Here is a 13,538-nt window from a genome sequence, read left to right as displayed (position 1 = left end):
CCGAATTCGGTCAGCCCGGCAGGCTGCCGCTATTGGCATAACGGGCGACCCCGGCGAGCGGCTAAGTTGGGTGGGACATCGACGTCAAGGGGCAGGGGGCAGGATGACTGAGAACGGCGAGCGGCCGACGCGACCGAGGGTGACGCTGACCGACATCAGTTCGCGCGCGTGGGAGCACCCGGCGGACCGTGGTGCGCTGGTGGCGCTGCGGCAGCTCAAGGGGTTCGACTTCGTCCTGCGGAAGATCTCCGGGCTGATCGACGAGCGCGCCGTCCGGCTGCAGTTCCTCGGTTCGGCGATCCGGGTCGACGAACGGCAGTTCCCGACCGTGCACCGGCTCTACACCGAGGCCGGCACCACCCTCGACGTCCGGCAACTGCCCGAGCTCTACATCACCAACAGCCCGATCTGGAACGCGTTCACGATCGGCATGGACAAGCCGATCATCGTGGTCAACAGCGCTCTGCTGCAGGGGCTCGACGAGGAAGAGCTGCGGTTCGTCCTCGGGCACGAGCTCGGTCACGCCCAGAGCGGGCATGCTCTCTACCAGTCGCTGCTGTTCTGGCTGATGCGCCTGACCGGCGCCCTGAACTGGATGCCGATCGGCGCCCTGGGCATCCGGGCGATCATCGCCGCGCTCCACGAGTGGTCCCGCAAGGCCGAGCTGTCCGGTGACCGCGCCGGGCTCCTCGCCGTACAGGATCCTGCTGTTGCCCTCCGCGTAGAGATGAAGCTGGCCAGCGGTGGACAGCTCGGCGAGCTCGACACCACCACCTTCCTCGCGCAGGGCACGGAGTACGAGAGCTCCGGCGACCTGCGCGACAGCGTGCTGAAGCTGCTGCTCCTCGAGGCGCAGTCGCACCCGCTGGCTGTCATTCGCGCGCACGAGCTGCGCCGCTGGGTCGACGAGGGCGAGTACACGACGATCGTCTCCGGCGACTACCCCAAGCGTCAGGACGACGACAGCGCCTCGATGTCGCAGGAGGCCAAGAACGCCGCCAAGTCGTACGGCGACGCCTTCGCCCGCTCGCAAGACCCGCTCGCCAAGCTCCTCCGCGACCTGGGCGACGGCCTCGGCGGCGTCCGCGACTGGGTCTCCGACAAGCTGCGCCCGCCGCGCTGAACCGGGACGCCGACGGGTTGATGAAGACCAGCCGCCTCGAGGCGTTCAGCGACGGGGTGTTCGTGATCGCGATCACCCCGTTCTACCGGCTCCCCCACTCGCCACCCGTCGCCCCAAACCCGCCTGACCCGCCCACCCCGGACCACCCGAACCGTCTCGCCCCCGGCGGCAATATGAACGGATATCCCTCCACCTTGCCGGTTCTCCCCTCGTTTTTTGAACGGAGAACCGACAACTTGAGGGGAGATCCCCTGAAATTGCGCGAGCGGGTGCGGGGCTGCGCAGTGGGAGGGGCTCGGTTGTGGGAGGGGCTCGGTTGTGGGAGGGGCTCGGTTGGGGGAGGGGCTCGGTTGGGGGAGGGGCCGGCGGTGGGAAATGGGGTGCGGTGCGGGGGATGGCGGGAGAGGCTGGGGTCATGATCGAGATTCAGGAGCTCAGCTCCGACGACTGGAAGGTTTGGCGGGAGCTGCGGTTGGCGGCGCTGGCCGAGGCGCCGTACGCGTTCGGGTCGCAACTGGCGGACTGGGTGGATGCGCCGGAGGAGAAGTGGCGCGCCCGCCTCGACCTGCCTGGCTCACGCAACGCGGTCGCCGTCATGGACGGTACGCCGGTTGGGATGGCGAGCGGTGTTCCCGCGGAGGCAGAGGGCATCGTCGGGTTGATCTCGATGTGGGTGGCCCCGGCCGGTCGTGGGAAGGGTGTGGGCGACCTGTTGATGAGCTGGGTCGAGCAAGGCGCTCGGGCGACCGGCGCGCACACGCTCGAGCTGGCGGTTGCTGAGGGCAACGAGAAGGCGATCGGCCTCTACGAACGGCACGGGTACGTCGCGACCGGCAGCCAGGAAGAGGTCGACGGCGACCGCATCCTCAGAGAAACGATCATGCAGAAGTCTCTGTAGACCAAGAGAAAGGCCCGCTTCCCCCCTCCCGGGTAGCGGGCCTTTCAGCTTGCGGCGATCAGCCGATGTGCACCGGCGCGCTGCTGTCGGTGGCGAGGTCCTTGTGCTTGACCGACAGGCCGATCAGGGTAATGATCGCCGATCCGAGGGCCAGGAAGGTCGACCAGAGGAACGCCCGGGTGAATCCGTGCGTGGTGGCCACCGCGGTGAACTGGTCCTTCAGCTGGCCGAGCTGCTCCGGCGACTGCCCGGCCTCGGCGGCCTTCTGCAGGCCCGGGGCCAGCTCGGTGAACTTGTCCTTGATCGCGTTGGTGGAGACCGTGCCGAGCAGGGCCAGGCCGATCGCACCACCGATCTGCTGGACGGTGTTCAGTACGGCGGAGCCCACGCCCGAGTCCTCGTTCGCGACACCGCTGACCGCGGTCAGTGTGAGCGGGACGAAGATCAGGCCCATCCCGAAGGACAGCAGCAGGATGTAGGGCAGCAGATCCGGCGCGTACGACGAGGTCACCTCGAGCCGGCTGAATCCGAACATGCCGGCCGCGACGAACAGGCCACCGGCACCGGAGATCCAGCGCGGGTCCATCCGGGCGATCAGCACCGAGGCGAGCTGGGCCGCGGCGACGATCCCGACGCTGAAGGGCAGGAAGGCGAGACCGGTCACGATCGCGCTGTAGCCCATGATCATCTGCACGAAGATGCCCAGGAAGTAGAACATCGAGAACATCGCCGCACCGACGATCAGCATCACGAAGAAGCTGACGCCACGGGTCCGGTTCGCGAGGATCCGGAACGGCATCAGGGCGTGCCGTGAACGGGCCTCGATGACCAGGAACAGTGCGAGCAGCAGCACGCCGGCGCCGATGAAGATCAGCGTCCAGGTGTCGCCCCAGCCCTTGGAACCGGCGCGGGTCAGACCGTAGACGAGCGAGGTCAGACCGACGGTCCCGGTGATCGCACCCGGCAGGTCGAACTTGCCCTTCTGGCGTGCCGACTCCCCCAGGTAGCGGAAGGCCAGTACGGCGACGATCAGGCCGATCGGCGTGTTGATGAAGAAGGTCCAGCGCCACGACAGCTCGGTCAGCGCGCCACCGAGGATCAGGCCGACGGCCGCACCGGCCCCGGACATCGCGGCGTACACGGCCATGGCGCGGTTGCGCTCTTTTCCGGCCGGGAAGGTCGTGGTGATGAGTGCCAGTGCATTCGGTGAGGCAGCAGCCGCCGCAACACCCTGCAGGATCCGGCTCGCGAGCAGTACGCCCTCGCTCTGCGCGATACCGCCGACGAACGAGGCCACCCCGAACAGGACGACACCGAACACGAACACCTTGCGGCGGCCGAGGATGTCACCCATCCGGCCACCGAGCAGCAGCAGACCACCGAAGGCCAGCGCGTACGCGTTGACGACCCAGGTGAGCGTGGCGTCGGTGAAGCCCAGTGCGTCCTTGATGTGCGGCAGTGCGATGTTGACGACGGTGCCGTCCAGCACCACCATCAGCTGCGCCATGCTGATCAACGCCAGCGCGATGCCTAGATTGCGGTGACCGTGCCCAGCCGGCTCGGCCACTGTGTCGACCGGGCGATCGCCCTTCACGACGTCTTCGGACATGAATATTCCCCTTTTGCGCATTGCCTGACGGATGCGCCGACCAGCCCCTCGCCGGTCAGCTTGCCTGTGACCCCCGCGCCGCAGGCAGGATGATGTTGTCGATCACTCGGAGGATCAGTTCTTCGGTCGGCTGTTCGCCGAGGATGTAGGCCTGGTGCACGATCACGGCCGGCAGCGTCATCGAGAGCATCTCGATGTCGACACCGGGCGCGATCTCGCCGCGGGCGACGGCCCGGTGGTACACGCCGGCGGTGATGTCCTGCCGCGGGGCCAGGAACCGCTCCCGGAACGCCTTCTGCAGGTCGGCGTCGCGGTGCAGCGCCGTCACCAGCCCGGCGATCACCGACATCGGCAGCTCGTCGGTGAACCCGCCATCGCCGCACGACATGGCGATCAGGTCACCCCGCAGACTGCCGGTGTCGATGTCCTCCGGCATCGGGCAGCCCTTGGCCCGGCTGATCGCGTCGACGACCAGATCGGCCTTCGTCGACCAGCGCCGGTACAGCGTCGCCTTGCTGGCCTTCGCCGCCGTCGCCACCGCGTCCATGGTCAGCCGGTCGTAGCCGAGCTCGGCCACCACCGCCACGGTCGCCTCGAGGATCTCCTCCTCGCGGCCACCCTCGACCCGCGGCCGCTGCCGTGCTCCGACTGCATCGATCATGATCACCCTGCGTAAGCGTTTGGTTGCTGATGGAACGAAACGGTTTCGTTTCATCACCCAAGTTACGCCTTATGTGAATGGATGCACAAAGGATTTTCTGACAATTCCTCACGTGAGCTAGGTCACTCTGCGTACCAGTCGGCCAGCTGGTACGACGAAAAACCCCGCCCCGAACGGATCGGTCGGAGCGGGGCTGAAGGCAGCTCGAAGGGTCAGTCGTCCTCGGCGGTCCGGGCCTGCTCGATGCGCTGGGTGATCTTGCCGGCGCGGTGCTCGATCTTCCCGGCCAGCCGGTCCCGCCAGGCCCGCAGGACGAAGATCGACAGGATCGAGGAGATGATCAGCGCGACCAGCAGCAGCGGGAAGACGCCCAGCTGGCTCTGCAGCGGGAAGTAGAGGATCGCGAAGCAGATCGCGAACAGCCCGGCCCGCAGACCGGTGTAGATGGCGAACTCTTTCATCTCACAGCCCCGAGTAGGCGTGGAAGCCGGACAGCAGCAGGTTCACGCCGATGAAGTTGAACAGGAACACGAACCAGCCGACGATCGCGACCCACGCGGCCCGGCGACCCCGCCAGCCCGCCGTGGCGCGCGCGTGCAGATAACCGGCGTACACGACCCAGGTCACCAGCGACCAGACCTCCTTGGGGTCCCAGCCCCAGGCGCGACCCCAGGCGTAGTACGCCCAGATCGGCCCGGCGACGAGGACGCCGAAGGTCCAGAGCGGGAAGGCGAAGGCGTGCACCTTGTAGGCGACCGCGTCGATCGCCGAAGCGGACGGGACCCGGCGGAGTGCGGCCGGCATCGGCTTGTCCTCGGTCGCGCGACGCTCGGCCCGGGCCTTGATCAGGTAGAGCGCGGATGCCAAGCCGCCAATGGTGAATCCACCACCGGCGATCGCCGCGGCAGACACGTGAATGACCAGCCAGTACGAGTGCAGCGACGGCAGCAGATCACCAGCAGGAACATAGAAAGCCAGTACGGCGAGGCCGAGCGTGCCGGCGATCACGAAGGTGACCCCGAGCCCCAGCCACTGCAGCCGCTGCCGCTTGAGCAGCACCAGATAGACCGTGGCAACGGCCAGTGAGGCCGTGATCGAGAACTCGTACATGTTGCCCCACGGCACCCGCCCAGCGGCGAGACCACGAGTCAGTACGCCGGCCGCGTGCAGCGCGAAGGCGAGAATCGTCAGCAGGACACCGACCCGGCTGGCCTGCTCGGCCCGCACCGACGGAGTCTCCTCGACCTCGGGCTCGACCGGAACCTCGGGACCACCGGCTCCGACCAGGACCTTCTGGTCGGCCTGGCGGGTCACCTTCAACCCCGCGGCCCACTCGACCGTGTGCGCCAGCAGGGCGATGGTGTAGACGACGGTCGCGGTCGGGATCAAGAGATTCGACACCGACGCCAGCGTGGACGAATTCATACCTGCTCCTGCTTCTTGAGGACCTTGCCGATCGCTTCGAGTTCGTCGCCGAGGGCACGCTCCGGCCCCCGGTCCAGGCCGGCGACCTCGACCACGGTACGCCCGTCCTCGGTGCGGACCCGAACCCAGGTACGCCGCGGGTGGATGAACAGCGAGGCCATCAGGCCCAGGATCATCAGGAGCACCCCGGCCAGGGCGACGTACAGGCCGGGAGTGTGGCTGACCTGCAGCTTCACCCATTGGGTGTAGCCGTCGAAGGTGATCGAGCCGGCCTTGTCGGGCAGCGTCAGGCTGTCACCGGGTTTGAGCTGGAAGCGCAGCTTGTCGCCGTCCTTCTCGAACTGGGTCAGCTTCGACTTGTCCAGCTGGTAGACCGACTCCGGCTTCCCGGTCTCCGGCTGCGGGCGGCCGTAGTACGCCGTCATCACCAGTGCCGGGTTCAGGACGTCGGGAAAGATCGAGCGCGGACCGAGGTCGTCGATCACCGCGCTCGGCAGGAAGAACCCTTCGAAGCCGAGCGTCACCGGCCGCGCGTCCGGGGCCTTGACCACGCCGAACGACGAGAAGTTGGCGTCCTGCGGCAGGAACGGCGCCGGGCCGGAGAACGCGACCTGACCGGTCCCGTCCTTCACCGTGATCTTCGGCGCGTAGCCGTGACCGAGCAGGTAGACCGTGCTGCCGTCGAGCTTGAGCGGGTGGTTGACCTGCAGGTCGTAGGACTTCTCCGGACCGTCGGGCGTCGCCTGGTAGGTGAGGGCGGCGTTGAACTCCCGCGCCGCGCCCTTCTGCGGTCCGTCCTGCTGGTAGGTCGCCTTGAAGTCGTTCACGGTGAGCGCGAACGGCGGCAGGTCGTTCTCGGTGTCGAACGCCGCGCCGGAGGTGAAGTCGTCGTACTGGGCGATCGAGTTCGCGAAGCCGTCGCCGCCGACGATGACCAGAACGCTGCCCTTGTAGCCGAACAGCGAACCCCAGGCGACGCCGATCAGCGCGACGATCAGGGAGAAGTGGAAGAGCAGGTTGCCGGCCTCGCGGAGGTAACCACGCTCGGCGCCGATCGCACCGTCGTACGACTCGATCCGGAAGCGACGGCGGCGCAGCTCGGCAGTCGCAGCCTCCAGTACGGCGGGGGCGTCGTCCTCGACGGTGAACTTCTCGTAGCCCTGCAGGCGGTTCAGGTTGCGCGGCGGCTTCGGCGGGCGGGACCGGACGGCCCTCAGGTACACGCCGAGGCGCGGCACCACACAACCGATCAGCGAGATGAACAGCAACAGGTAGATGGCCGAGAACCACGCCGACTTGTAGACGTCGAAGAGGCCGAGCTTGTCGTAGAGCGGGCCCAGTTTCTTGTGGGCCTCGAGGAAGTCGGCCACCTTGATCGGGTCGACCCCGGTCTGCGGGACCAGCGAGCCGGGGACCGCGCCGAGCGCGAGCATGAAGAGCAGCACCAGCGCGGTCTTCATCGAGGTGAGCTGTCGCCAGGCCCAGCGCAGCCAGCCCTTCACGCCGAGCGCCGGCAGCTCCGGGCGCCCGTCCGGGCTGGAGCCGGCCGCGATCCGTTCCTCGACCTCGGTCACCTCAGACCGCCGATCCGAAGTTGGCGACCCACTGCCGCAGATCCGCGGTCATCGCATCCCACACTCCTGTCAACAGCAGCAGACCGACGGCGATCATCAGGACGCCGCCGATCCGGATCACCAGCAACTGGTGTTTGCGCACCCACGCGACCGCGCCGAGCATCCGCCGGAACGCCAGCGCAGCAACGATGAACGGGATACCGAGCCCGAGGCTGAAGACGAGCGCCAGCGTCGCGCCCCGCGCGGCGCTGCCCTCGGTCGCCGCCAGCGTCATCACGGTGCCGAGCGTCGGCCCGATGCACGGAGTCCAGCCGAAGCCGAACAGTACGCCGAGCAGTGGCGCGGCCGCGATCCCGACAGCCGGAACCCGGTGCACCCGCAGATCCTTCTGCAGGAAGCCGAATCCGCCGAGGAAGATCAGCCCCAGTACGACGGTCAGCGCGCCGAGCACCTTGGTGATCAAGCCCTGGTGGTCGATGAGCAGGTCACCGGCCTTGCCGAACACCACGCCGGTCAGGATGAACACGGCCGAGAACCCGGCCACGAAGAGCGCCGTACCGGCCAGCATCCGGCCGCGCTGCTTCGAGCCCAGCTCGGCCGCGGACAGCCCGGTCACGTAGGACAGGTAGCCCGGTAGCAGTGGGACAACACACGGTGAGAAGAACGAGATCGCGCCGGCCAGCACCGCGATCGGCAGTGCCACCAGCATCGAGCCCGTCATCGACTCGGCGAACCACTGACCCATCAGCTCAACCAGCGTCCTTGACCATGCCGAGCAACGTGTCCTTGGTGATCGGCGCGATCGCGCGGGCCGCGACCTTGCCGTCCTTGTCGATCACGAGCGTGGTCGGGATCGCGTTCGGCGAGATCTGGCCACGGAACCGCAGCAGCGCCTTGCCTGCCGGGTCGTACACACTCGGGTACGGAACCTTGAACTCCTGCTGGAACCGCTTCGCCGGCGCCGGGTCGTTGTCGCGGGTGTTCAGTCCGATGAACTGGACCGACGACCCGAGCTCGTTGGCGGCCTTGACGAAGTCCGGCGCCTCCTGCCGGCACGGCGGGCACCACGAGCCCCAGACATTCAGTACGACGACCTTGCCGAGCTGGTCGGACAGCGTCCACTTCTTGCCGTCGAGGGTGTTGCCGCTCAGCGGCGGGGCCGGCTTGCGGTCGGCCTTGGCGAACACGGAGACGTTGCCGGTGCCGCTGACGAAGCCGGACTGACCCTTCCGGTTCTGCGCCGAGTCCTGGCCGGTCGAGCACCCGGTGATGGCGAGCACACCGGCCACGACTAACGCCGTACGGGCAAAATTTTTCGGTAGGTGACGCAGCATCAGGCGCCGCCGACGAACTTCTTCGGGTTCTTCACCGGCAGCAGATCCTTGGCCGGTTCGGAGTAGCCGACCGAGACGATCGACTCACCGTGGAAGGTGAACGAGGTCAGGCTCGCCAGGCTGCACTGCCGCTTGCGCGGGTCATGCCACAGGCGGCGTCCCTCGATCGCGGACCGGACGATCCAGATCGGCAGCTGGTGCGACACGATCAGGGCCTCGTGCCCGGCGGCCTTCTGCCGGGCGGTCTCGATCGCGTCCCGCATCCGCCGGACGATCTGCTGGTACGGCTCACCCCAGGACGGCTTCACCGGGTTGCGCAGCAGCCACCAGGCGCTGGGGTTCTTCAGGGCGCCGTCGCCGACCCCGAACTTCTTGCCCTCGAACAGGTTGGCCGCCTCGATCACCCGCTCGTCGATCTCCGGGGTGATGCCGAACGCCGAGGCGATCGGCTCCATCGTCTCCTGGGCCCGCTCCATCGGCGAGCTGACCAGGTGCACGATGTCGCGGTTCTTGACGTGCTCGGCGACCCGGTCGGCCATCGCGCGGCCGAGCTCGGACAGGTGGAAGTCGGGTATCCGGCCGTAGAGCACACCGGTCGGGTTGTGCACCTCGCCGTGACGCATCAGGTGCACGACCGTCGTTTCGGTCACCGGGACGTTCCCTTCAGTTCTGTACGGCGGCTGCTGCGGCGGCCGCGGGTGCGAGAGCGGACTCGAGTTCGGCCAGCCCGTCGTCGTCGATGGCGCTGCTCACGAACCACGCCTCGAACGCGCTCGGCGGCAGGTACACACCGCCGTCCAGCATTGCATGGAAGAACGCCGCGAACCTCGGCAGGACCTGTGCACCGGCGTCACCGAAGTTCACGATGCCGGCATTCTCCTCAGACTCCACGAAGAAGACACTGAAGAGGTTCCCGGCCGACTGGATGACGTGCGGCACACCTTCCTTGTCCAGCGCGGCACTCACCAGGCCCTGGATGGTCAGCGAGGTGCGGTCGAGCTTGGCGTAGACCTCGTCGGTTGCCAGCCGCAACGTGGTCAGGCCGGCGGTGGTCGCGATCGGGTTCCCGGACAGGGTTCCGGCCTGGTAGACCGAGCCCTCGGGCGCCAGGTGGGCCATGACGTCGGCCCGGCCACCGAAGGCCGCGGCCGGGAAGCCACCGCCCATCACCTTGCCGAACGTCATCAGGTCGGGCCGGACGCCGTCGACGCCGTACCAGCCGGACTTGGTGATCCGGAATCCGGTCATCACCTCGTCGGAGATGAACAGGGCGCCGTTGTCGGTGCAGGTCTTGGCGAGGAACGCGTTGAAGTTGTCGCGCGGCGGTACGACGCCCATGTTGCCGGGCGAGGCCTCGGTGATCACGGCCGCGATCTGGTCGCCGTACTGGGCAAAGGCCTCGGTGACAGCGGCCTGGTCGTTGTACGGCAGCACGATCGTGTCGGCGGTGGTCGCCTCGGTGACTCCCGGCGTACCGGGGATACCGAGCGTGATCACGCCGGAGCCGGCCTGGGCCAGCAGCGCGTCGACGTGACCGTGGTAGCAGCCGGCGAACTTCACGATCTTCGCCCGGCCGGTGAACCCGCGCGCCAGCCGGAGCGCGGACATCGTCGCCTCGGTCCCGGACGAGACCAGCCGCACCTTGTCGACCGGCGTCCGCGCGACGATCTCCTCACCGAGCAGCACCTCCGGCTCGGTCGGAGTCCCGTACGACGTCCCGCGGGCGACCGCGGCCTGGACGGCGGCCGTCACCTCCGGGTGCGCGTGGCCGAGCAGCATCGGTCCCCAGGAGCAGACCAGGTCGAGGTAGCGGTTGCCGTCGACGTCGGTGATGTGACTTCCGTCACCGCTGGTCATGAAGCGCGGCACGCCGCCTACGGCGCGGAACGCCCGGACGGGAGAGTTGACGCCACCGGGGGTAACGGCGGAAGCCCTGTCGAAAAGCGCGGCGGACTGTTCTGTGTGGTCGGGCACGGCCGCCATTCTTCCCGACAGACCAGTGCGCTTGGTGGGCGGGCGGCAGGATTACGGCACTCAGGGGGTTCACAGGCGCGTTGTTACGGGCCAGTATGGGTACCCGGTAACTGCACGTACATGGTCGAGGTCCGGCGCGTAACCCACGCAGCGGGGCGGACGTTGTACCTAGTGCGACGGTTGACCGGCACCGACGAAGGACCTGTTCGCAGCGTGGGGCTGAGCAGGTCGATGAGTCACGGAGGGGATCATCGATGGCGAAGGGCAAGCGCCGCGCCACGGGAAACGGCTGGCGGTCAGTTGCGCCGCTCATCCCACTGGCGTTGTTCGCGAGCGCGTTCACCGTCAGCGCGACCGACGATCCGGCGGTCGCCACGGCGTCGCTGGAGCAAGGACTGTCAGGTAAGGATTCGGTCGTCGTACCGGCCACACCGATCGCGGGTCCGGCCAACGTGCCGGTGCCGGGAGTGGTGGGGCACGGTGTCGATCCGGGTGAGCCGGCCAACCAGGTGGTGTCCGGCTTGTCCCGCAACGGCATTCCGAAGGCGGCCCTGAAGGCCTACTCACGGACCCAGCAACTGGTGGGCGAAGCCGATCCGACCTGTCACCTGCCGTGGACGCTGGTGGCCGCGATCGGCCGGGTCGAGTCGAACCACGGCCGCTTCGGCGGCAGCATGCTGAACAGCAAGGGCGTCGCCGTGCCAGGGATCTTCGGGCCCCGGCTGGACGGCACCAAGACGGCCAAGATCAACGACACCGACGCCGGTGCGTACGACGGCGACAGCGCCTTCGACCGTGCGGTCGGCCCGATGCAGTTCATCCCGGGCACCTGGCGTGCGATGGGGGTCGACGGTGACGGCGACGGTGTGCGGAACCCGCAGGACATCGACGACGCCGCGATGTCGACCGGTGTGTACCTCTGCGCCGGCAAGACCGACATGGCCAAGTCCGATGACCTGACCAAGGCCCTGCTGCGCTACAACCACTCGACCGACTACGCCAACCTGGTGATGAACATCGCCAAGGCGTACGCGACCGGCAGCTGGATCGCCGTCGGCAACGGCACCGAGGACGGCGACCAGGGCATCGACCGCGCCGGCGACCAGGTCAACGACCCGACCATCGACGCGCCGGCCGACAACAACCTGCCGCAGGCGAGCGACCAGGAGACCTACCCCGTGGTCACCCCGACCACCGGACCCGTCCAGCAGCCGGGCAGGCCGGGCACCAACCCGACCAAGACCCCGCCGGGCACCACGAAGCCGCCGACCAGCAAGCCGACAGCTTCGAAGCCCCCGACCTCCAAGCCGACCCAGCCCGGTACGCCGTCACCCAAGCCGCCGACGACTTCCCCGAAGCCGCCGCCGCCTGGAGTGGCCACCCTGCAGACGGCAGTCGGCCTGATCGTCGGAACCGTCGGCAGCACCGTCACCGAGCTGTCCAAGGCAACGACCTACTGCCAGTCGGAGATGAAGAAGGTCACCATCACCAAACCGACCCAGTCCCAACTGCAGAAGTGCGTCACGGCCTACCAGACCGGCGGCACCAAAGCGGTCGACCAGGTCATCCGCAACCTGCTCTCCCTCCTCGGCCTCCTCGGAGTGCTAGGCACCGGAATCCTCGGCGGCTGACCCCCGCCACCCCAGACGGCGCGCCTGCCCCCACCCCTCCCTAGGCGCGCCTGGCGACGCCACGGAGCTACTCCCCCCCCAGCTCCGTGGCGTCGCCCTTTTCAGGTCTTTTAAGGTTCGGCCATGGGGCTTGTCGAAACATGCTTGTGCTACCTGGTCACGCGCGATCCCGACGGGGCGGTCACCAGTGTGCTTCTCGGTCGGAAGAAGGACGGGTTCGGCGCCGGATACGTCGTCGGCCTTGGCGGTCATGTCGAGCCTGGTGAGACTCCCCTGGCTGCCACTGTGCGAGAGGTGGCTGAGGAGTCATCCCTGACCGTCGCCGAGTCAGACCTCACCGAGTGCGCGTCTGTCACCTTCCGCTTTCCAATCCGTCCTCAGTGGGACCAACACATGACGGTCTTCATCGGCGACTCATGGGAAGGTCAGCCGCAGGAGTCCGATGAGATCGCTCCCGAATGGCACCCCGCCGACGCCCTGCCCCTCGACCTGATGTGGGACGACGCACGCTACTGGCTGCACCGCATCCTCAACGGCGAACACCTGGACGCCGAAATCGTCTTCAACGACGACTGCCGCACAGTCCGCCAAGCCGACCTGACCCCCCGCACCCGGACCGCAACCACAGCCCGTCAGCCATAAGCAAGGGTGAACCCGATCGCGGCCTCGCCATCCCCCTCAGCCACCTGCGTGCTCAGCCACCCCGTCTTTAATCGGCCGCAGACATGCCCCGCCACAGGCCGCCGTCTCCGGCCGAGTGGCCGCCTGCCTGGCCGACCGCCTGCGACTCGGCCGCCTCTCGGCGGACGACTGAAAACTTCGGGCGCGCCATACAGATGGCTGAGGGGGATGGTGCGGTCAGCGACCGAGGCGCACGTTGCCTGGGGCTGACGGGCTGTGGCTTGGGTACGAGATGCCCGACATTTGCGCTACCGGTGACTTTTCGGGCCGAGGCGACGAAAAACTCACCACTAACCCCAACCACTAACGACGCCAAGGTCGTGGGTCACCTTGTGCACCCGTCAACCACATCACGCCCGCCAAAACGGTTGAACCGTGCTCAAGGTCGGGTTGCCGGTTCACCTTGTGCACCCGCCAACCACTTTGCGGCCCGAGAAATGGCTGAGCCGTGCACAACGTCGTACCGGCTGATCTGGTCGCCCCACCAATCAGCCACGCAACGCGCGCCGAAACGGTTGAACCGTGCTCAAGGTCAGATCACCGACCCACCTTGAGCACCCGCCAACCATCGCCCCGGATGGATCGCCCGGCGGATCGATCGTTGGCCATGTATCGGGGGTGTGCACCC

At 67.7% G+C, this 13,538-nt stretch carries 13 protein-coding genes; 4 read left to right on the top strand and 9 right to left on the bottom strand.

Annotation, left to right across the window (positions count from 1 at the left end; genetic code table 11):
• Positions 1-103 precede the first annotated feature (103 nt).
• Together ACFVWG_RS01695 and ACFVWG_RS01690 are read left to right on the top strand one after the other, a co-directional pair.
• On the top strand, positions 104-1,123 hold the full coding sequence (locus ACFVWG_RS01695) for a M48 family metallopeptidase (RefSeq protein ID WP_391541196.1): 1,020 nt from the start codon (positions 104-106) through the stop codon (positions 1,121-1,123).
• A 415-nt stretch (positions 1,124-1,538) separates the two neighbouring features.
• Positions 1,539-2,021 (top strand): GNAT family N-acetyltransferase, encoded by a 483-nt coding sequence (locus ACFVWG_RS01690; protein WP_391541195.1) that lies wholly within the window; start codon positions 1,539-1,541, stop codon positions 2,019-2,021.
• Positions 2,022-2,079: 58 nt separating this feature from the next.
• On the opposite strand, the gene ACFVWG_RS01685 is transcribed toward ACFVWG_RS01690, so the two are convergent.
• The 9 genes from ACFVWG_RS01685 to hemL all read right to left on the bottom strand — a co-directional run bounded on the left by ACFVWG_RS01685 (position 2,080) and on the right by hemL (position 10,607).
• A complete protein-coding gene (locus ACFVWG_RS01685; protein ID WP_391541194.1) occupies positions 2,080-3,630 on the bottom strand; it encodes an MFS transporter in 1,551 nt (516 codons plus the stop codon).
• 55 nt (positions 3,631-3,685) lie between these two features.
• Positions 3,686-4,291 (bottom strand): TetR-like C-terminal domain-containing protein, encoded by a 606-nt coding sequence (locus ACFVWG_RS01680; RefSeq protein WP_391541193.1) that lies wholly within the window; start codon positions 4,289-4,291, stop codon positions 3,686-3,688.
• Between the two features lie 212 nt (positions 4,292-4,503).
• Positions 4,504-4,752, bottom strand: coding sequence for a DUF4229 domain-containing protein (locus ACFVWG_RS01675; RefSeq protein ID WP_391541192.1), 249 nt, complete (start codon positions 4,750-4,752; stop codon positions 4,504-4,506).
• Between the two features lies 1 nt (position 4,753).
• Positions 4,754-5,716 carry a c-type cytochrome biogenesis protein CcsB gene (gene ccsB / locus ACFVWG_RS01670; protein ID WP_391541191.1) on the bottom strand — a complete coding sequence of 321 codons (963 nt, stop codon included), beginning with the start codon at positions 5,714-5,716 and terminating at the stop codon, positions 4,754-4,756.
• Positions 5,713-7,290, bottom strand: a complete 1,578-nt coding sequence (locus ACFVWG_RS01665) for a cytochrome c biogenesis protein ResB (RefSeq protein WP_391541190.1) — start codon at positions 7,288-7,290, stop codon at positions 5,713-5,715. Before ACFVWG_RS01665 ends, ccsB begins: the two co-directional genes overlap by 4 nt.
• A gap of 1 nt (position 7,291) precedes the next feature.
• Complete coding sequence (locus tag ACFVWG_RS01660) at positions 7,292-8,035, bottom strand: cytochrome c biogenesis CcdA family protein (protein ID WP_391541189.1); 744 nt, start codon at positions 8,033-8,035, stop codon at positions 7,292-7,294.
• 4 nt (positions 8,036-8,039) lie between these two features.
• Positions 8,040-8,579 carry a TlpA family protein disulfide reductase gene (locus tag ACFVWG_RS01655; protein ID WP_391541188.1) on the bottom strand — a complete coding sequence of 180 codons (540 nt, stop codon included), beginning with the start codon at positions 8,577-8,579 and terminating at the stop codon, positions 8,040-8,042.
• Between the two features lie 44 nt (positions 8,580-8,623).
• Entirely contained in the window at positions 8,624-9,247 is a 624-nt protein-coding gene (locus ACFVWG_RS01650) for a histidine phosphatase family protein (RefSeq protein WP_391541532.1), read from the bottom strand.
• A 40-nt stretch (positions 9,248-9,287) separates the two neighbouring features.
• Entirely contained in the window at positions 9,288-10,607 is a 1,320-nt protein-coding gene (gene hemL, locus ACFVWG_RS01645) for a glutamate-1-semialdehyde 2,1-aminomutase (RefSeq protein ID WP_391541187.1), read from the bottom strand.
• A 245-nt stretch (positions 10,608-10,852) separates the two neighbouring features.
• Between hemL and ACFVWG_RS01640 the strand changes: the two genes are divergently transcribed.
• Both ACFVWG_RS01640 and ACFVWG_RS01635 read left to right on the top strand, forming a co-directional pair.
• Positions 10,853-12,229: a lytic transglycosylase domain-containing protein gene (locus ACFVWG_RS01640; protein WP_391541186.1), complete on the top strand. Its 1,377-nt coding sequence runs from the start codon at positions 10,853-10,855 to the stop codon at positions 12,227-12,229.
• A gap of 123 nt (positions 12,230-12,352) precedes the next feature.
• Positions 12,353-12,871 carry an 8-oxo-dGTP diphosphatase gene (locus tag ACFVWG_RS01635; protein ID WP_391541185.1) on the top strand — a complete coding sequence of 173 codons (519 nt, stop codon included), beginning with the start codon at positions 12,353-12,355 and terminating at the stop codon, positions 12,869-12,871.
• Positions 12,872-13,538: the final 667 nt, after the last annotated feature.

This window comes from Kribbella sp. NPDC058245 (assembly GCF_042882005.1).
Lineage (GTDB): Bacteria > Actinomycetota > Actinomycetes > Propionibacteriales > Kribbellaceae > Kribbella.
This window is presented reverse-complemented; position numbering and strand designations above follow the sequence as displayed.

What these genes read in the sequence shown, in the direction of transcription:
- hemL (WP_391541187.1), bottom strand. Translation starts at nt 10,607, where the DNA reads ATGGCGGCCGTGCCCGACCACACAGAACAGTCCGCCGCGCTTTTCGAC.
- ACFVWG_RS01690 (WP_391541195.1), top strand. Translation starts at nt 1,539, where the DNA reads ATGATCGAGATTCAGGAGCTCAGCTCCGACGACTGGAAGGTTTGGCGG.
- ACFVWG_RS01695 (WP_391541196.1), top strand. Translation starts at nt 104, where the DNA reads ATGACTGAGAACGGCGAGCGGCCGACGCGACCGAGGGTGACGCTGACC.
- ACFVWG_RS01660 (WP_391541189.1), bottom strand. Translation starts at nt 8,035, where the DNA reads ATGGGTCAGTGGTTCGCCGAGTCGATGACGGGCTCGATGCTGGTGGCA.
- ACFVWG_RS01635 (WP_391541185.1), top strand. Translation starts at nt 12,353, where the DNA reads ATGGGGCTTGTCGAAACATGCTTGTGCTACCTGGTCACGCGCGATCCC.
- ACFVWG_RS01680 (WP_391541193.1), bottom strand. Translation starts at nt 4,291, where the DNA reads ATGATCGATGCAGTCGGAGCACGGCAGCGGCCGCGGGTCGAGGGTGGC.
- ACFVWG_RS01640 (WP_391541186.1), top strand. Translation starts at nt 10,853, where the DNA reads ATGGCGAAGGGCAAGCGCCGCGCCACGGGAAACGGCTGGCGGTCAGTT.
- ccsB (WP_391541191.1), bottom strand. Translation starts at nt 5,716, where the DNA reads ATGAATTCGTCCACGCTGGCGTCGGTGTCGAATCTCTTGATCCCGACC.
- ACFVWG_RS01675 (WP_391541192.1), bottom strand. Translation starts at nt 4,752, where the DNA reads ATGAAAGAGTTCGCCATCTACACCGGTCTGCGGGCCGGGCTGTTCGCG.
- ACFVWG_RS01650 (WP_391541532.1), bottom strand. Translation starts at nt 9,247, where the DNA reads ATGCGTCACGGCGAGGTGCACAACCCGACCGGTGTGCTCTACGGCCGG.
- ACFVWG_RS01685 (WP_391541194.1), bottom strand. Translation starts at nt 3,630, where the DNA reads ATGTCCGAAGACGTCGTGAAGGGCGATCGCCCGGTCGACACAGTGGCC.